Raw genomic sequence first — 17,291 nt, 5'->3', positions numbered from 1 at the left:
GCGGTGTCACGTTCCGCGTGGCTTGGCGCGGGTGGTGGCGACCGCATTGGCGGGATCTTTCGGCCAGGGGTGGCGCGGATAGCGACCGCGCATCTCGCTGCGGACCGCCGCCCATGAGCCAGCCCAGAAGCCCGGCAGGTCCTTGGTCACCTGCACCGGCCGCCGCGCGGGCGACAGCAGGCTGAGCGTCAGGGGAACGCGTCCGGCGCCGACGCTCGGATGGGTCGTCACCCCGAACAGCTCCTGGACGCGGATTTCGACACGCGGTCCGCCCTCGGCGGCATAGTCGATGCCCGCGCTGCCCAGCGGGGTGGTGAGGCGCGTCGGCGCCAGTTCGTCCAGCTTCCGCTGCAGGTCCCAGGGGATCAGGCCGCGCAGGGCCTCGGCCAGCTTGCCGTCGCCGATGTCGGCCAGCGACCGGGCGCCGTCCAGCAGAGGCCACAGCCAGTCCTCGCGCGTCGCCAGCAGGCCCGCATCCGAAACGTCGGGCCACGTCGCATCCAGACCATGCAGGAAAGCCAGCCGCGCCCGCAACGCCCCCGCCTGCTCGCCCCACTTCAGGGCGGACAGGCCGCCGGCCTCAACCTCAGACTTCAGCGCCGCCGTCATGGTGGCGCGATCCGGCGCGCCTACGACCTTTTCATTCACCACGATGGCGCCGATACGCCGGATGCGACGGATCACCGGCTTGCCCGACGGTTCTCGCGTCAGTCGGTCTTCGACCTCGATCAGATGCGCCACGTCGGCTTCCAGCGTCGCGGCGTCCAGCGCGGCCGCCAGGCGGATGCGGTCGCGCGCGTCGCCGCCGCCCAGTTCCGCCACGGCCAGCCATGCTTCGCGCGCCAGATGATCCGTCGGTTCGATGAAGGCGCCGCGGCCCGAGGCCAGCAGCACCTCCCCCGGCTTGCCCTTGGCGCGCGCGATGCGTTCGGGGAAGGCCTCGGCCAGCAGCAGGCCTGCGTCCGCCCCACCGTCCCGGCCGCCGCCCGCCGCCCGCGCCCAGCGTTCGGCCAGCTTCATCGCGTCGCGGCCGCGCGGAGAACGGTCTCGCTCCAGGGCCTTGAGCCGGTCGTGCAGATCGACGCCGTTTCCGCCGAGGCCCGGCTCGCTCAGCACCGCCGCGATCTTCGCTCCGCCCAGGGCGTCGCCCTGATCCGAGGCGACGGCGACCATGTGCGCCAGACGCGGCGCCAGAGGAATACGGGTCAACCGCCGCCCATGAGGCGTCAGATCGCCCTTCGCGTCCAGCGCGCCCAGGCGCGTAAGCACCTTGCGCGCCTCGGCCATGGCGCCGGCGGGCGGCGGGTCCAGCAGAGCCAGCCCGTCGACGGATTTCGCGCCCCAGCGCGCCAGGTCGAGGGCGAAGGCCGTCAGGTCCGCCTCCTGGATCTCGGGCCGCTGATGGCCGACCAGTCCGCGGGTCTGCTCCTCGTCCCACAGGCGATAACAGACACCGGGCTCGACCCGCCCGGCTCGACCTCGCCTCTGTTCGGCCGAGGATCGGCTGACCTTGACGGTCGCCAGTCGGGTCAGGCCGCTGGACGGCTCGAAACGCGGTACGCGCGACAGGCCGCCGTCGATCACCACGCGCACACCCTCGATGGTGAGGCTGGTTTCGGCCACCGAGGTCGCCAGCACGACCTTGCGGCGGCCGGGTGCGGCGGGTTCGATGGCGCGGTCCTGTTCGCCCTTGTCCAGCGCGCCATAGAGGGCGACGACGTCGACCAACGGATCACGCAGCCGCTCGTTCAGGCGCTGAACCGTGCGGTGGATTTCGCCCTGCCCCGGCAGGAAGGCCAGAATCGAGCCGGTCTCCTCATGCAGGGCCTGAACCACGGCCTTGGCCATGGCGTCCTCGAACCGCTCGACCGGGTTGCGGCCCAGATAGCGTGTCTCGACCGGGAACATCCGCCCCTCGGCCTCGATCACCGGAGCGCCTTCAAGCAGGCGGGACACCCCTGCGATGTCGAGCGTCGCCGACATGACCAGCAGGCGCAGATCGTCGCGCAGCACCGTCTGACTGTCGCGCGCCAGCGCCAGACCCAGATCAGCGTCCAGACTGCGCTCGTGGAATTCGTCGAACAGGACGGCGCCGACGCCCTCCAGCCCCGGGTCGTCGAGAATCATCCGGGTGAAGACGCCCTCGGTCACCACCTCGATTCGGCTGTCCGGACCGATCCGGCTTTGCAGACGAGTGCGATAACCGACAGTTTCTCCGGCCTTTTGCCCCAGACTGGCGGCCATGCGATCGGCGGCGGCGCGCGCGGCCAGTCGGCGCGGCTCCAGAACCAGAATCCTGCCGCCCGCCAGCCACGGCTGATCCAGCAGGGCCAAAGGCACGACCGTCGTCTTGCCCGCGCCCGGCGGGGCCGCCAGCACGACCGCAGAGGTCTGAGCCAGGGCGGCCTTCAAGGGCTCCAGAACGGCGTGAATCGGCAACATGAAGCGGCTGTAGCGCCTTCGACGGGGTTCACGAAAGCGTCGTCGGCTCGTCATCCCTCGTAAACCGCGTTGCGCCCACGGCCTCAGATGGCTAGCGTCCCCGCCCAAGAAGGCGACCCGGGAGGGGTCGTCGTATAAGTTGGGGGCGCAACTGCATGTCTGCAGACGGCGTAAAGCCTGCCGGTAATCGGCTATTCCTAAAAAAATCCATCGCCCAAATTCAGAAGGAAGCCGCCAAAAGCGAGCTGAAGCGGACGCTTGGCCCGCTGAACCTGATGAGCCTGGGCATCGGCGCCATCATCGGCGCGGGCATTTTCGTGCTGACGGGTCAGGTGGCTTCGGCCCATGCCGGTCCGGCCATCATGTTCTCGTTCGTCATCGCCGGCATCGCCTGCGGCCTGGCGGGCCTGTGCTATGCCGAGCTGGCGTCGACCATGCCGGTGTCGGGTTCGGCCTACACCTATGCCTACGGCACTCTGGGCGAGGTTTTCGCCTGGATCATGGGCTGGCTGCTGGTGCTGGAATATGGCGTCGCGGCTTCGACCGTGGCGGTCGGCTGGTCCGGCTATGTGGTGTCGATCCTGAATGACTTCGGAATCAGCGCCAGTCTGTTCCCGACAATAAGTTACCCAGGCGGCGAAGGACCTCAGTGGGCCACCCCGCTGATCCAGTATGTCGCCTCGGGCGCTGACGCGGGCTTCCCGCTGACGGGCACCTTCAACCTGGTGGCGGCCGTCGGCATCGCCGCCGTCTGCGGCCTGCTGGTGCTGGGCGTGTCGGAATCGGCGAACATCAACAACGCCATCGTCGTCATCAAGATCATCGTCCTGCTGACCTTCATCGCCGTGGGCCTCCAGTACATCAATCCGGCCAACTGGGACCCTTTCATCCCGCCGCAGGGCGAAAGCTGGGACCAGTTCGGTGTGGGCGGCATCTTCCGCGGCGCCTCGATCATCTTCTTCGCCTATGTCGGTTTTGAAGCGGTTTCGACCGCCGCCGCCGAAGCCAAGAACCCGTCGAAGGACGTGCCGATCGGCATCTTGGGCGCCCTGTTCGTCTGCACCCTGATCTACATGGTCGTGGCCGCCGTCATGACCGGCGTCGTCCCCTACCTGGAGCTGGCTTCGCCGGCGCCGATCGCCGTCGCTATCGACCGCATGGCGCTGACCTGGGCCGACATTCCGCTGGCGGGCGCGCCGAGCGGCAAGCTCAACCTGATCGCCTTCCTGATCAAGATCGGCGCCATCACCGGCCTGTCCTCGGTCATGCTGGTGCTGTGCTACGGCCAGACGCGGATCTTCTACACGATGGCGCGCGACGGCCTGCTGCCCAAGGCGTTCGCCGTGGTGCACCCGAAGTTCCGCACCCCGTGGATCGGCACCATCCTGCTGGGCATCGTCATCGCCATCGCGGCGTCCTTCCTGCCCATCTCGATCCTGGGCGACCTGGTGTCGCTGGGCACGGCGACGGCTTTCGCCATCGTCTGCCTGTCGGTCATCGTCCTGCGCATCAAACACCCGGAGATGGAGCGTCCGTTCCGCGTTCCGGGCGGCATGGTCACGGCCGTGCTGGGCATCCTGGCCTGTCTGACGCTGGCGTCGTTCAACTTCGTGCCGATGGTCCAGCACGCGCTGAACGACAACCCGCTGCCGCTGACCATCCTGGGCGTGTACGCCCTGGTCGGCGCCCTGATCTACGGCCTGTACGGCTTCGCTCACTCGAAGCTGGCCAAGGGCATCGACATCACCGAGGACGTCAAACTGGAATCGGCGGCCGAGGCCTTCGGCCACGGCGTCGACAACAAGAAGGACGACTGATCACGGTCAGTCGTTCCGCACACCGCGTCTGCAAGTTGCGGCGGCCAAACGGCCTCAAGCAGCGCGAAGCGCGGTAGGCCAAAAAACAGAAAGGCCCCGGAGCGATCCGGGGCCTTTTTCATGTCCGGCGGGATTGCCGAAACGGCCGCCCTCGCCTACAGCCTCGGGCGAACCTATGCGGATGTGGCGGAACTGGTAGACGCACCAGATTTAGGTTCTGGCGCCGCGAGGCGTGGAGGTTCGAGTCCTCTCATCCGCACCAGATTTCAACCGTTCAGCAGGTCCGCCAGCACTGCCGGCAGCCCTTGCGGCAGGTCTTCCGAGATCAGGCCCGGCCCGAAGCGCCGCGCGATTTCCGACTGCATCCAGACTGCGGCCCGCGCCGCGTCGAAGCTGTCCATGTGCTGAGCGATCAGACCGCCGATCATTCCAGCCAATACGTCTCCGCTGCCCGCCGTCGCCAGCCAGGGCGAACCGTCGCCGTTGATCGCCAGGCGGCCGTCCGGCGCCGCTATGACTGTCGCCGGGCCCTTCAGCACGACAATCGCGCCAGCAAGCTGCGCGGCTTCCTGCGCCGCGCCCTCGCGGCCGTTCGCCTCCAACAGGCCGGGAAACAGTCGCTCGAACTCCCCTTCGTGCGGGGTCAGGACATCGTCCCGGTCCAGCCAGGCGAACAACTGCTCAGGTCGGTCGCGAAACAGGGTCAGGGCGTCCGCATCAACAACCAGCGCCGCGCCCGTACGCACCAGCGCCGCCAGGTTCAGCGCCGTGCTTTCGACCAGGCCGGCGGCGGGACCGATCACGACGGCGTCCATCGGATCCGCCAGGACCTGAAGCTGCTCGGGCGTGGCGAAAGCGGCCAGCATCACCGCCTCCAGCGCCGGGGCCAGAACCGGCGCCGCGTCCGGCGGGCAGAAGACCTTGACCAGACCTGCGCCGACCCGAAGGCCGGCTCTGGCGGACAGACGAGCGGCCCCCGTGGTCAAAGCGCCGCCCGAGACGACGCCGAGCCGGCCGCGCGCGTGTTTATGGCTGTCGGGCCCCGGTCGGGGGAGCAGATGACGCCACTCTGAGGGGCTGTTACCGAACTTCATGTGGATTTCCGTTCACGGATGGCCTCTGGGCACGAAAATCGCTTGCCAATTTGTGCGATGCAATGTCCCTTTAGCGCCCGAGCGTCGGACCAAACAAGGAGCCGGCTCGGGACCTGCCATGAAGAAGATCGAAGCCGTCATCAAGCCATTCAAGCTGGATGAAGTGAAGGATGCACTCCAGGATATCGGCGTGCAGGGCATGACTGTGCTGGAGGCCAAGGGATATGGCCGTCAGAAGGGTCATTCGGAACTCTATCGCGGCGCCGAGTACGTCATCGACTTCCTGCCCAAGATCAAGATCGAGGTGGTGGTGGCCGATGACCTGGCGCCGGCCGTGGTCGAGACGATTCAAAACGCGGCCCGCACCGGCAAGATCGGGGATGGCAAGATTTTCATCACCAACCTCGAAGACGTAATCCGTATCCGCACGGGCGAAACCGGCGCCCAGGCCATCTAGACCAACGGCCGCCTTCCAAGGCGGCCGATTTCAATTTCAAGCTACAGGACACTCCTCCCCATGAGCGCCGCCGCAAAGATCCTGCAAGAGATCAAGGACAAGGACGTCCAGTACGTCGATCTCCGTTTCACCGACACGCGTGGGCGGGTCCATCACGTCACCTTTGACATCGGCATGGTCGACGAGGATTTCCTCGAAGACGGCACCATGTTCGACGGCTCCTCGATTGCCGGATGGAAGACGATCAATGAGTCCGACATGCTGTTGAAGCCGGACCTGTCGAGCGCCTTCGTGGACCCCTTCTATCAGCAGACCACCCTGTTCATGTTCTGCGACGTGCTGAACCCGGACACGGCCGAACCCTACAACCGCGACAGCCGCTCGATGGCCAAGAAGGCCCTGGCCTATGTCCAGTCGTCGGGCGTGGGCGACACCGTCTTCTTCGGTCCCGAAGCCGAGTTCTTCGTGTTCGACGACGTGCGCTGGAACACGGCGCCGCACGACACCCGCTACAGCTTCGACTCCACCGAACTCCCCGCCAACACCGGCGCCGAATACGCCGAGGGCAACCTGGGCCACCGTCCGGGCCCCAAGGGCGGCTACTTCCCCGTCAACCCGGTCGACTCCGGCCAGGACCTGCGCGGCGAGATGCTGGCGGTCATGAAGGACCTGGGCCTCGACCCGGAAAAGCACCACCACGAAGTCGCCCCCGCGCAGCACGAGCTGGGCCTGAAGTTCAGCGACCTGCTGACCATGGCCGACCGGATGCAGCTGTATAAGTACGTGATCCACAACGTGGCCCACGCCTATGGCAAGTCGGCGACCTTCATGGCCAAGCCGATGTTCGGCGACAACGGCTCGGGCATGCACGTCCACATGTCGATCTGGAAGGACGGCAAGCCTCAGTTCTCCGGCGACAAATACGCCGGCCTGTCGCAGGAATGCCTGTGGTACATCGGCGGCATCATTAAGCACGCCAAGGCCATCAACGCCTTCGCCAACTCGACCACCAACTCCTACAAGCGTCTGGTCCCGGGCTATGAAGCGCCGGTGAAGCTGGCCTACTCGGCGAGCAACCGCTCGGCCTCGATCCGCATCCCGCACGTCACCTCGCCCAAGGCCAAGCGTCTGGAAGCGCGCTTCCCCGATCCGATGGGCAACCCCTATCTGACGTTCGTGGCGTTGCTGATGGCGGGTCTGGACGGCATCGAGAACCGCATCGATCCGGGCGCGGCCGCCGACAAGAACCTGTACGATCTGCCGCCCGAAGAGCGTCACTCGATCCCCGAGGTCGCCGGTTCGCTGCGTGAGGCCCTGGATGCGCTCGACGCCGACCGCGCCTTCCTCAAGAAGGGCGGCGTGATGGATGACGACTTCATCGACAGCTACATCACCCTGAAGCAGGAAGAAGTCGCCCGGCTGCAGCTGCACCCGCACCCGGTCGAGTTCGACATGTACTATAGCTGCTGATCACTGATTACAGCTGAAGCTTCCCAAAGGCGTCGGGTCCGCACCCGACGCCTTTTTCATGCCCACAGCCGACCAGATTGATGAACCTTGTTCTTTGTGATCATGATGCGTCACAGACAGGAGGATCTGATGGTGAGGCTGACCAAAATCGCTCTGATCGGAAGCTTGTCTCTGCTCGCATCCAGCGCCTGGTCCCAGACCGACGTGGGCGCTGACCACTATGGCGGTCTCCCCTGGTCGGTCGCTGCGCCGCAAGGTGCGGAATGGGTGCTGACCTGCGGCTTCACGCCCGTCACGCTTGAGATGAGCATCTATGATCGCAAGCACTGGGCCAACCGCCTGAACCGCACGGGTCGCGGTCCGCAACGTGGTCGGCTTCCAGGAGACAACGGAAGTTGTACGCTCACCAAAACCAACGGCTCAGGCCCGGTCGCCATCGCCGTGGTCAAAGACGGCGTGGCCAGAAGCGCGGCCACCCTTCACTCGGCGAAGCCGATCACCGTCAACGTCTTTTGAGACGCGCTCAGGCCGTGGCCGCATCGTCTTTCTTGCGGCGCAGTTCGATGATGCGGACGCACCAGATCGAGACCTCGTAGAGCAGCACCATGGGGATGGCGAGCATCAGCTGGCTGATCGGATCGGGCGGGGTAACGACCGCCGCCACCACCACCACGGCGACAATGGCGTAGCGACGGCCCTTAGCCATCAGCTCGCTATTGATCAGTCCCGCCAGACCCAGCAGCGTCATCACGACCGGCAACTGGAAGCACAGACCGAACGCGAGAATGAGCGCCGTCACCAGGTTCAGGTAGTCAGACACCTTCGGCAGCAGTTCGGCCGCCACGCCCTGGCCGATGATCTGTTGGCTCAACGAGAACCACATCACGAAGGGCAGCATGACATAATAGACCAGCGCCGCGCCTAGCAGGAACAGCACCGGCGCCGCGATCAGGAACGGCAGGAAGGCCCCCTTCTCGTTGCGATACAGGCCCGGCGCGACGAAACGATACAACTGCCAGGCCAGGATCGGGAAGGCGACGATGACGGCGCCCAGCCCTGCCAACTTCATCTTGGTGAACAGGATCTCCAGCGGCGCCGTGTAGATCAAGCGCACGCTGTTGTCGTCGACGTGGGGCACAGGAATCAGCCCAGCCGTGCCCAGGATCAGGCTGAAGGGAGACACATGGCCGTGCGCGCCCACCATCTGGTGAAACGCGGCCGAGACCACATAGGGCTGCACCAGGAACAGATAAAGGGTCTCTGAAAAAGCGAAGCAGCCGATGAAGGCGATGATGAAAGCAACGACGCAGATCATCAGCCGTGACCGAAGCTCGATCAGGTGGTCCATCAGGGGCGCGCGCGAAGCCTCGATATCAGCTTCGTCATGGTCGGCGCGGCTCATTGTTCGACCTTCTTGGCGCGCTGAGCCCTAGCACGTGCAGCGGCCGGTTTCGGCGAGGACGACGGGGCGTCAGACTTAGGCGCAGCCTTGCGCGACTTGACCTTGGGCGCGGTCGCGTCAGCGGCGGCGATCGCCTTCTTTGCTCTCGGCTTTGTTGCTGGTTTGGCCGCAGGCTCGGGCGTAACGACGGGCGTGGCGCTGTCGGGCCATTCGTCGACGCCCGTGGCCTCGATCTGCGCCGGCTCCTGTTCGACAGGCTGGGTGACGGCCGGCGTCTCGAGCGGCGTCTCAAGTTCCTTGCGGATGTCCTTGAAGGCCTCGTCCGCATCGGCGCCCAGGGCGTACATCCCCTGCCCCGACCGTAGCGCTTCGACTTCCTTGCGCAGGTCGTCCAGCTCGGACTGACGCGCCATCTCGTCGAAGCTGGCGCGGAATTCGTTGGCCATGCCGCGCGCCTTGCCGACGAACTGGCCAACCTTGCGCATCAGCACAGGCAGGTCCTTGGGCCCTACGACAAGCAGGGCCACCAGACCGATGACAAGGATTTCGAACCCGCCGATTCCGGGGCCAAGACCACCCATGGTTCAGCGTCTTCCGGCGAAAATCAGCGGTTCAGTTCTTCTTTTTCGGCCTCGGTGCGCGGCAGTGCGCCCGGGGCTTCCTTGCCCTTGGCGTCCGTGTCGTCCTTCAGGCCGTCCTTGAAGGCCCGGATGCCCTTGGCTGCGTCGCCCATGATGCCCGACAGCTTGCCGCGCCCGCCGAAAAGGACCAGCACGACGACGACGACGATGGCCCAATGCCAGATGCTCATGGAGCCCATGGCGATACCTCCTCAAGGGGGCGGCCGCGCCCGCGCGCGCCCCACCGACTGATTGTTGTGCGTCATATAGGCTGAGTGATGGCGATGCGCCAAGGGAGGCTGTAGGCATCGCGACCATGAATCCTAACGATCACGTCATCATCCACACCGACGGCGCCTGCAAGGGCAACCCCGGCCCCGGCGGCTGGGGCGCAATCCTGCAGACCGGCGGCGGCCATGAGAAGGAACTCTGGGGCGGCGAGCCCCTGACCACCAACAACCGCATGGAGTTGATGGCGGCCATCATGGCGCTGGAGGCGCTGAAGCGCCCCTGCCGCGTCGATCTGCACACCGACAGCAAATACGTCATGCAGGGCGTGACCGAATGGATTCGCGGCTGGAAGGCCCGCGGTTGGAAGACCGCCGACAAGAAACCGGTCAAGAACGAAGACCTGTGGCGGCGCCTGGACGAGGCCCGCAACCGGCACGAGGTCAAATGGCACTGGGTCAAGGGCCACGCCGGCCACGCCCTGAACGAGCGCGCCGACGGCCTGGCCAATCGCGGCGTGGCGGATCTACGGACCCGATGAGGCCTACGTGAGCGGGGTTCGAGCGGTCTAGACCGCCCGCACCTTCAAACGCGGACCCGACACCGATTCCACGATGACGCTTTCGCCCGCCAGGGGCGCCGCGCCATCGATCTCTGCCGGCCACTCGGAGCCCGACACGAACACCCGCCCGCGTCCATCGACAAAGGCTTCGACGACCCGCGCGCGCTCGCCGATCAGACGGACGTCGCGGTCGTTGATATCCGGCTGATCCTCGGGGTTCACGCGCTTGATCAAGCGGCGCGACATCACCGTCGACGCCACCGTCAGCGCCGCAAACACGCCGATCTCGATCGGCAGCCCCAGTTGAGGCGCCAGGGCGGTCAGCAAGGCGGTCAGGCCCGCCGAAACCGCCGGCCATAGCAGCCACTCCGTCGAAGCCGCCGCCTCGATCCCAAGCAGGACGACGCCGATCGCCAACCAGAGCCAGAAGGGTTGCGAGGCGTAGAGCGAGACAAACCAGTCCATCACCTACTCCGTCGTCGGCACGGCGCCGCCAGCGGAACGGCGGGGTGCGGCCCGCGGCGCAGCCTGGCGGGCTTCAGTGCGGACCTGCTGCTGTTCCTTGGCCAGACCGACCAGTTCGCCGACCCCGGCGATGGTGCCGACCAGGGCGCCCATTTCCGACGGCACGATGACCGTCTTCTGCTGCGGGCTGCGGGCCAGTTCGGCGAAGGCCTCGACATACTTCTGAGCCACAAAGTAGTTGATGGCGTTGACGTCGCCGCGGGCGATCGCCTCCGACACCATGGCGGTGGCCTTGGCTTCGGCCTCCGCTTCGCGTTCGCGGGCCTCGGCGTCGCGGAAGGCCGCTTCCTTGCGACCCTCAGCTTCCAGGATCGCGGCCTGTTTGGCGCCCTCGGCGCGGGCGATGGCGGCCTGCTTCTCGCCGTCCGCCTCGGTGATGACCGCGCGGCGCTCGCGCTCGGCCTTCATCTGGCGGGCCATGGCGTTGGTGATGTCCAACGGCGGCGTCAGGTCCTTGATCTCGATGCGGTTGGCCTTGATGCCCCACGGCTCAGTCGCAGCATCGATGACGTGCAGCAGGCGGGTGTTGATGCTGTCGCGCTGGCTCAGCACCTCATCCAGCTCCATCGAGCCGACCACGGTGCGCAGGTTGGTCATGCACAGCTGGGCGATGGCGTAGGTCAGGTTATCGACGCGATAGGCCGCCTTGGCCGCATCCATCACCTGGATGAAGACGATGCCGTCGACCTTCACCATGGCGTTGTCGCGGGTGATGACCTCTTGCGTCGGCACGTCGAGCACCTGCTCCATCATGTTCATGCGGCGGCCGATGCGCTCGACGAACGGAGTCAGGATGTGGATGCCTGGCGTCAGGGTCTTCGTGTATTTGCCGAACCGCTCCACCGTGAACTCACGGCCCTGCGGCACGATCTTGATCACGCTGAACAGGAAGATGAGCGCGAAGACCGCGAACATCACAAAGAAAATCAGCGAAAAATTCATTAGGCCCTCCCATGTGAAGACCAGCTTATCCGCCGGACGCCTGCTGCGCCATCGAATCCGGTTCCTTCAATATGACATCACCGTCAGCCATCCGGCGCGCCATGCGGATGATCCGCCTCGTTTCGTCCCAGTCCACCTTGGCCAGCGCGGCCTCGAAGGGAAAGAAGGCCGCTTCGGTGGCGTCATCAGCCGCCACTGGCTCGCCCGCGATCCAGCGCGCTGCGTAGTCGATCAGGACATAATGACGCCCCGCTTCTGGAAACAGGCCGTCCACCACGTCGACCAGACCGATCAGCTCGGCCTCGACGCCGGTTTCCTCACGCAGTTCCCGCAGGGCGGCGTCGGCCAGGCGCTCGCCCGGCTCCAGCCGTCCGCCCGGCAGGCTCCACTCGCCGACGCGCGGCGGCGTACCCCGCCGGATCAGCAGGACTTCATCGTGCTTCAGGCACACCACGCCCACGGCTGGCGTCGGAATCATGTTTTGCCCTCAAATTGAGCGCCAGAAGGCATGGTTTTGCGCTTCCACCATGTCACGCCTTTTGCCACAAGGCCGATATGACCCTCCCCTCGCCAGAATCCCTCGCTGAACTCAAGGCCGCCCTGCCCGGCGCCTGGACGCAAGACGCCGCCGAGATGGCGCCGTGGCTGACCGAATGGCGCGGCCGCTGGACGGGCGAGACGCCGCTGCTGTTGCAACCGCGCACGACCGAGGAGGTCGCCCGCGCTGTCGAGATCTGCGCCCGCCACGGCACAGCCATTGTGACGCAGGGGGGCGGCACCGGCTTGGTCGGCGGCCAGATTCCTTATGGCGAGGTTCTGCTGTCCACGCGCAAGCTGCGAACGGTGCGCGACGTGACGCCGCTGGACGACGCCATGACGGTCGAGGCGGGCGTGACCCTGCTGGAGGCGCAGGAACTGGCCAAGGAGAAGGATCGCTTCTTCCCCCTCAGCCTCGCGGCGGAGGGTTCGGCCACCATCGGCGGCGTGATCTCGACCAATGCGGGCGGCACGGCCGTTCTACGCTACGGCATGATGCGCGATCTGGTGCTGGGTATTGAGGCGGTCATGCCTGACGGTCAGGTGTTCAACGGCCTGAAGCGCCTGCGCAAGGACAACACCGGCTATGACCTGAAGCAGATGTTCATCGGCGCCGAGGGCACCCTGGGCGTCATCACGGCGGCGACGCTGAAGCTGTTCCCCATCATGCGCAGCCGCGCCACGGCCATCGTCGGCCTGGAAAGCCACCACGACGCCGTTGAACTGCTGGCCCGCGCCAAGGCCGAGACCGGCGGCGGGGTCGAGGCGTTCGAGCTGATGAAACGGCTGGGTATGAGCCTGGTGCTGAAGAACATTCCCGACACCCGCGAACCGCTGGAATCGACGCCGCCCTGGTATGTGCTGATCGAACTGGCCTCAGGCGAACCGAACGGCGCCGAGGCGGCGATGGAGCGTCTGCTGACCGCCGCCTTCGAAGAAGGTCTGATCGTCGACGCCGCCATCGCACAGAACGACGCCCAGAAAGCAGAGTTCTGGCGTCTGCGCGAAGAGCATTCGGCGGCGCTCAAGCCCGAAGGCGGCGGGTGGAAACACGACGTCTCGGTTCCCGTCTCGCGAATCGCGGATTTCATCGACGAGGCCACAGCGGCGGTCGAGCGGTTCCACCCCGGTTGTCGCGTGTCAGTGTTCGGTCACGTCGGTGACGGCAACCTTCACTATGACGTGATCCCCGGCGAAGGCGAGGACGTCGCCGCCTTCATCGCCCGCTGGATGGAGGGCTCGCAGGTCGTGCACGACGTGGTGGCCCGCTACGACGGCTCGATTTCGGCTGAACATGGCTTGGGACGGCTGAAAACCGACGAAGCTCGACGTTACAAATCGCCCCTAGAGATCGCGACGATGCAGGCGATCCGACACGCCATAGACCCGCAGCGCATCATGAATCCGGCGGTTCTATTCTGAGGCTTCGCGACGGTCTGTGACGTTTCAGGCGGTTCAAAACGTCATGGAAGCGGCCTATGAGGCCCGCTCTTGAGACGCATACGGAGTCGATCGTCTTGCTGATCGTCCTGTCCCCGGCCAAAAAGCTGGACTTCAATCCGCCCGCCATCGACGCCGCCGTGACGCCAAGGCGCTGCGCCGATGAGACGGCCGAACTGGCCAAGGTGACGCGTGAACTCAGCCGCGCGGACCTGCGCCGACTCATGTCCATTTCCGACGCCCTAGCCGAGCTGAATTATCAGCGCTTCCAGGCCTTCGACAACGACACGTCAGAAGGCGCGCTGCAGGCCGTCTTCGCCTTCGCCGGCGATGTCTATGAGGGGCTGTCGGCCCGCACCCTGTCTGTCGAGGATCTGAACTGGGCGCAGGATCACCTGCGCATCCTGTCGGGCTTCTACGGCCTGCTTCGGCCTCTGGACGCGATCCAGCCCTACAGGCTGGAGATGGGCGTGCGGCTGAAGACCAAGCGCGGCGCGACCCTGTACGATTTCTGGGGCGAACGGATTTCGCTGCGCCTCAACGAAGACGCCGGAAAACTGCCCGAACAGACGCTGGTGAATCTGGCCAGTCATGAATACTTCGGCGCCGTCGATGCACGCGCCCTGAAGCTTCCGGTCGTGACCCCTCACTTCAAGGAGAAGAAGGACGGCGAGGCCCGCATCATCTCCTTCTACGCCAAGAAGGCGCGCGGCGGCATGGCTCGCTTCGCCATCGAGAACCGGCTGGAGAAGGCTGAGGATCTCAAAGCCTTCGACCGCGACGGCTATCGCTTCGACAAGAGCCTTTCGACCGACACGGACTGGATATTCATCAGAGAGGGAAATTCCTGATCGCCAGATTGAACGACTGGGGCTAGGGTGCGTCGCAGCATCATTAGCCACAGGTTCTTTTCCATGTTCGCGATGAACGATCTCAAGGGCCGAGTCGCGGTCGTCACCGGCTCGACCTCGGGCATAGGGCTGGCGCTGGCGCGGGCCGTGGCCTCGTGCGGCGGCGATGTGGTGCTGAACGGCCTGGGTGACGCGGACGCCATCGAGAAAACGCGGGCCGATCTGGCTGCTGAGACCGGCGCGCGGGTCCTCTATCACCCCGCCGACATGACCCAGCCGGATCAGATCGAGGACATGATCGCCACGGCGCAGCGCGAACTGGGCCGCCTCGACATCCTGGTCAACAACGCCGGCATCCAGCACGTCGAGGCCGTCGAGAACTTCCCCGCCGAGGCCTGGGAAAAGATCATCGCCATCAACCTGTCCTCGACTTTCTACGCCACCAAGGCGGCGATCCCGATCATGAAGGCCCAGGGGCGCGGCCGCATCATCAACGTCGCCTCAGCCCACGGCCTGGTCGCGAGCCCGTTCAAGTCCGCCTATGTCGCGGCCAAGCACGGCGTGATCGGCTTCACCAAGACGGTGGCGCTGGAACTGGCGCAGGAGAACATCACCTGCAACGCCATCTGCCCCGGCTTTGTCGAGACCCCCATCGTCGCCAAGCAGATCCAGGATCAGGCCCGCACCCGCAACATGAGCGAGGACGAGGTGATGAAGAACGTCATCCTGGGCTCGCAGCCGACCAAGCGTTTCGTCACGACGGACGAACTGGCGGGCATCTTCCTCTATCTGGCGTCGGACCTGGGCGCCTCGGCCAACGGCGCACACTTCTCCGTCGACGGCGGTTGGACGGCGCAATAGCGTTCACAGCGGACGTACGGACCGCACGCCGGAGAGGCTGCTGATGTCGAAACGCAAACCTGTCTGTCTGGCCTTGCAGGGCGGCGGAGCCCACGGCGCCTTTCAATGGGGCGTGCTGGACCGGTTGCTGGAAGCGGATGTGCTCGATGTACGCGCCGTCACCGCCGCCTCGGCCGGAGCGATGAACGCCGCCGCCCTGATCACCGGGCTGGAACGCGACGGCGCCGAGGGCGGTCGCGAGGCGCTCGACACCCTCTGGCGCGAGGTGAACCAATCCGGCGGGCGTAATGTCTTCGGCGACAGCGCCATCTGGTCCAAGGCGCTGGCCCCCGACTGGCTGAAGGGCACGCCGATGTGGCAGGCGGGCCAGACGCTGGCCCTGTCGATGAGCCCCTACTCATTCAACCCTTTCAACCTCAACCCCCTGCGCCGAGTGCTGGAAACAGCGGTGGACTTCGAGGCTTTGCGCGCCTCCTCCATCCAGATATTCGTCTCGACGACGGCGGTGCGCGCAGGCCGATCCCGCATCTTCAAATCCGAGGAGATGGCTCCTGAGGTGCTTCTGGCCTCGGCCTGCCTGCCGCAATTGTTCCAGGCGGTCGAGATCGAGGGCGAGCCGTATTGGGATGGCGGGTATCTGGCCAATCCGGCGCTGTGGCCGCTCTACTACACCGATACGCCGGACGATATTCTGCTTCTGCCGCTCAACCCGTTCCAGCGCGACGAGCCGCCGCGCGAGGCGGGCGACATCAACGACCGGCTGAACGAGATCGTTTTCAACGCCCCGCTGGTCGCCGAACTCAGAGCGGTCGCCTTTGTTCAGGACCTCATCGCCGAGGGCAAGCTGAAGCCCGGCGAAGATCGTCGGCGCGGCATCCGCATCCACGTCATCGAGGCCGACGAATGGCTCGGCGGCGAGTCGCTCCACTCGAAATTCGATACGGAGTGGAGCTATCTGAACAAGCTGAAACAGCACGGCCGGACAGCGGCCGAAGCCTGGCTTGAGAACTGCCTGCCCAAAGTCGGCAAGGCGTCCAGCGTCGACGTGAAGGCGCGCTTTCTCTAGCCGACAAAGCCCGCCGCGCGGCGCAGACGGTCGTTGATCGCTTCACCCAGCCCTTTGGCAGGGACGGGCGACACGGCGATCCCAGCGGGCCGCATCCGGTCCGCTTCACGCAACAGTCGAAACAGATTGGCCGCCGCCTCGCGCAGGTCTCCGGTCGGGCTGAGGCTCCACCGCGGATCGCCGACGCCTTGGCCGAAGCCCAACAGGATTTCGCCGTCCCTGACGCCTTGCGCCTCAATCCGCACCGGGGCGTCGGGCGCATAGTGCAGGGCCAAGCGGCCCGGCGAGCGATGCCCCTGCCCGCCTTCGTCCAGCGACCCGACGACGGCCTGGATCTCTTCGCGAGTGACCGAGCCGGGGCGCAGAAGCGCGACCTTGCCGTCCAGCACGGAAACGACCGTGCTTTCCACTCCCACGGCGCACGCTCCGCCGTCGACAGCGGCGCCCACGGCATGGCCCGTCTCCTCCAAGGCGTCGGCGAAGGTCGTTGGGCTGGGCCGCCCTGAGCGGTTGGCCGAGGGGGCGACGATCGGCCCGCCGAAGGCGCCGATGACCGCGCGAGCGCGCGGATGAGCCGGCACCCGCACCGCCACGCTGGCCAGCCCCGCCCGCGCCAGCTCGCACACCCTCTCGCGATCACGCACCGGCGCCACGATGGTCAGCGGTCCCGGCCAGAAGGCCTCGGCCAGAGCCCGCGCCTTGGCGTCAAACACGGCGATGTCTTCGGCGTCCACGGCGTTGGCGACATGGGCGATCAGGGGATTGAAACGCGGCCGCCCCTTGGCCTCGAAGATGCGCGCCACCGCCTGAGGGTTCGAAGCGTCGGCCGCCAGGCCATAGACCGTCTCGGTCGGCAGGATGACCAAACGTCCCGTCTTCAACGCCTCGGCGGCGATTTCTGGGCTGTCGCCCCTGGCGGGTCGGTCGGCGGGCACGGTCGCTCTTTCCTTACGCGGCGTCAGCCGTTCAAACAGGGG

18 protein-coding genes and 1 tRNA gene are annotated in these 17,291 nt (G+C 66.0%); 10 read left to right on the top strand and 9 right to left on the bottom strand.

Features of this window, described 5'->3' with window-relative positions; translation table 11 throughout:
• Positions 1–6: 6 nt before the first annotated feature.
• Complete coding sequence (gene hrpB, locus H9656_RS02770; protein ID WP_191742735.1) at positions 7–2,442, bottom strand: ATP-dependent helicase HrpB; 2,436 nt, start codon at positions 2,440–2,442, stop codon at positions 7–9.
• Positions 2,443–2,597: 155 nt separating this feature from the next.
• On the opposite strand from hrpB, the gene H9656_RS02765 reads away from it, so the two are divergent.
• Complete coding sequence (locus H9656_RS02765) at positions 2,598–4,259, top strand: amino acid permease (RefSeq protein ID WP_191742734.1); 1,662 nt, start codon at positions 2,598–2,600, stop codon at positions 4,257–4,259.
• A gap of 177 nt (positions 4,260–4,436) precedes the next feature.
• Positions 4,437–4,521 (top strand) — tRNA-Leu (locus H9656_RS02760).
• Between the two features lie 4 nt (positions 4,522–4,525).
• Here the strand turns inward: H9656_RS02760 and H9656_RS02755 are convergent.
• Positions 4,526–5,353 (bottom strand): NAD(P)H-hydrate dehydratase, encoded by an 828-nt coding sequence (locus tag H9656_RS02755; RefSeq protein WP_191742733.1) that lies wholly within the window; start codon positions 5,351–5,353, stop codon positions 4,526–4,528.
• A 118-nt stretch (positions 5,354–5,471) separates the two neighbouring features.
• On the opposite strand from H9656_RS02755, the gene H9656_RS02750 reads away from it, so the two are divergent.
• The 3 genes from H9656_RS02750 (at position 5,472) to H9656_RS02740 (ending at position 7,796) form a co-directional block, all read left to right on the top strand.
• Positions 5,472–5,810, top strand: coding sequence for a P-II family nitrogen regulator (locus H9656_RS02750; RefSeq protein ID WP_024352698.1), 339 nt, complete (start codon positions 5,472–5,474; stop codon positions 5,808–5,810).
• A gap of 60 nt (positions 5,811–5,870) precedes the next feature.
• Positions 5,871–7,280 carry a type I glutamate--ammonia ligase gene (gene glnA, locus H9656_RS02745; protein ID WP_191742732.1) on the top strand — a complete coding sequence of 470 codons (1,410 nt, stop codon included), beginning with the start codon at positions 5,871–5,873 and terminating at the stop codon, positions 7,278–7,280.
• Between the two features lie 96 nt (positions 7,281–7,376).
• Complete coding sequence (locus H9656_RS02740) at positions 7,377–7,796, top strand: hypothetical protein (RefSeq protein ID WP_191743724.1); 420 nt, start codon at positions 7,377–7,379, stop codon at positions 7,794–7,796.
• 7 nt (positions 7,797–7,803) lie between these two features.
• Here H9656_RS02740 and tatC read toward each other — a convergent pair whose 3' ends face one another.
• From tatC to H9656_RS02725, 3 genes are read right to left on the bottom strand one after another with little or no spacing between them, the layout of a single operon-like run.
• Positions 7,804–8,682 carry a twin-arginine translocase subunit TatC gene (gene tatC / locus H9656_RS02735; RefSeq protein ID WP_191742731.1) on the bottom strand — a complete coding sequence of 293 codons (879 nt, stop codon included), beginning with the start codon at positions 8,680–8,682 and terminating at the stop codon, positions 7,804–7,806.
• Positions 8,679–9,263, bottom strand: coding sequence for a Sec-independent protein translocase protein TatB (gene tatB / locus H9656_RS02730; protein WP_191742730.1), 585 nt, complete (start codon positions 9,261–9,263; stop codon positions 8,679–8,681). Before tatB ends, tatC begins: the two co-directional genes overlap by 4 nt.
• A gap of 23 nt (positions 9,264–9,286) precedes the next feature.
• Entirely contained in the window at positions 9,287–9,502 is a 216-nt protein-coding gene (locus H9656_RS02725) for a twin-arginine translocase TatA/TatE family subunit (RefSeq protein ID WP_003166998.1), read from the bottom strand.
• Positions 9,503–9,618: 116 nt separating this feature from the next.
• Between H9656_RS02725 and rnhA the strand changes: the two genes are divergently transcribed.
• Entirely contained in the window at positions 9,619–10,071 is a 453-nt protein-coding gene (gene rnhA, locus H9656_RS02720; RefSeq protein WP_191742729.1) for a ribonuclease HI, read from the top strand.
• Between the two features lie 27 nt (positions 10,072–10,098).
• On the opposite strand, the gene H9656_RS02715 is transcribed toward rnhA, so the two are convergent.
• The 3 genes from H9656_RS02715 to H9656_RS02705 are packed head-to-tail and all read right to left on the bottom strand — an operon-like array spanning position 10,099 to position 12,037.
• The gene (locus H9656_RS02715) at positions 10,099–10,557 is read right to left on the bottom strand and encodes an NfeD family protein (RefSeq protein ID WP_191742728.1); all 459 of its coding nucleotides are present in this window, start codon (positions 10,555–10,557) and stop codon (positions 10,099–10,101) included.
• Between the two features lie 3 nt (positions 10,558–10,560).
• On the bottom strand, positions 10,561–11,532 hold the full coding sequence (locus H9656_RS02710) for an SPFH domain-containing protein (RefSeq protein WP_404821550.1): 972 nt from the start codon (positions 11,530–11,532) through the stop codon (positions 10,561–10,563).
• A 52-nt stretch (positions 11,533–11,584) separates the two neighbouring features.
• Positions 11,585–12,037 carry an NUDIX hydrolase gene (locus H9656_RS02705; RefSeq protein ID WP_191742726.1) on the bottom strand — a complete coding sequence of 151 codons (453 nt, stop codon included), beginning with the start codon at positions 12,035–12,037 and terminating at the stop codon, positions 11,585–11,587.
• A 77-nt stretch (positions 12,038–12,114) separates the two neighbouring features.
• Between H9656_RS02705 and H9656_RS02700 the strand changes: the two genes are divergently transcribed.
• From H9656_RS02700 to H9656_RS02685, 4 genes are all read left to right on the top strand, one after another.
• A complete protein-coding gene (locus tag H9656_RS02700; protein WP_191742725.1) occupies positions 12,115–13,518 on the top strand; it encodes an FAD-binding oxidoreductase in 1,404 nt (467 codons plus the stop codon).
• 95 nt (positions 13,519–13,613) lie between these two features.
• On the top strand, positions 13,614–14,387 hold the full coding sequence (gene yaaA / locus H9656_RS02695) for a peroxide stress protein YaaA (protein ID WP_191743723.1): 774 nt from the start codon (positions 13,614–13,616) through the stop codon (positions 14,385–14,387).
• 63 nt (positions 14,388–14,450) lie between these two features.
• Complete coding sequence (locus H9656_RS02690; RefSeq protein ID WP_191742724.1) at positions 14,451–15,248, top strand: 3-hydroxybutyrate dehydrogenase; 798 nt, start codon at positions 14,451–14,453, stop codon at positions 15,246–15,248.
• A gap of 43 nt (positions 15,249–15,291) precedes the next feature.
• A complete protein-coding gene (locus tag H9656_RS02685; protein ID WP_191742723.1) occupies positions 15,292–16,314 on the top strand; it encodes a patatin-like phospholipase family protein in 1,023 nt (340 codons plus the stop codon).
• Here the strand turns inward: H9656_RS02685 and H9656_RS02680 are convergent.
• Positions 16,311–17,249, bottom strand: coding sequence for an L-threonylcarbamoyladenylate synthase (locus H9656_RS02680; RefSeq protein WP_191742722.1), 939 nt, complete (start codon positions 17,247–17,249; stop codon positions 16,311–16,313). The two genes, H9656_RS02685 and H9656_RS02680, sit on opposite strands and share 4 nt — an antisense overlap.
• Between the last annotated feature and the right edge of the window lie 42 nt (positions 17,250–17,291).

Source organism: Brevundimonas guildfordensis (assembly GCF_014836405.1).
GTDB classification, from domain to species: Bacteria; Pseudomonadota; Alphaproteobacteria; order Caulobacterales; family Caulobacteraceae; genus Brevundimonas; species Brevundimonas guildfordensis.
Note: the sequence above shows the minus strand (reverse complement) of the source record. Positions and strands in the feature narration are given on the sequence as shown.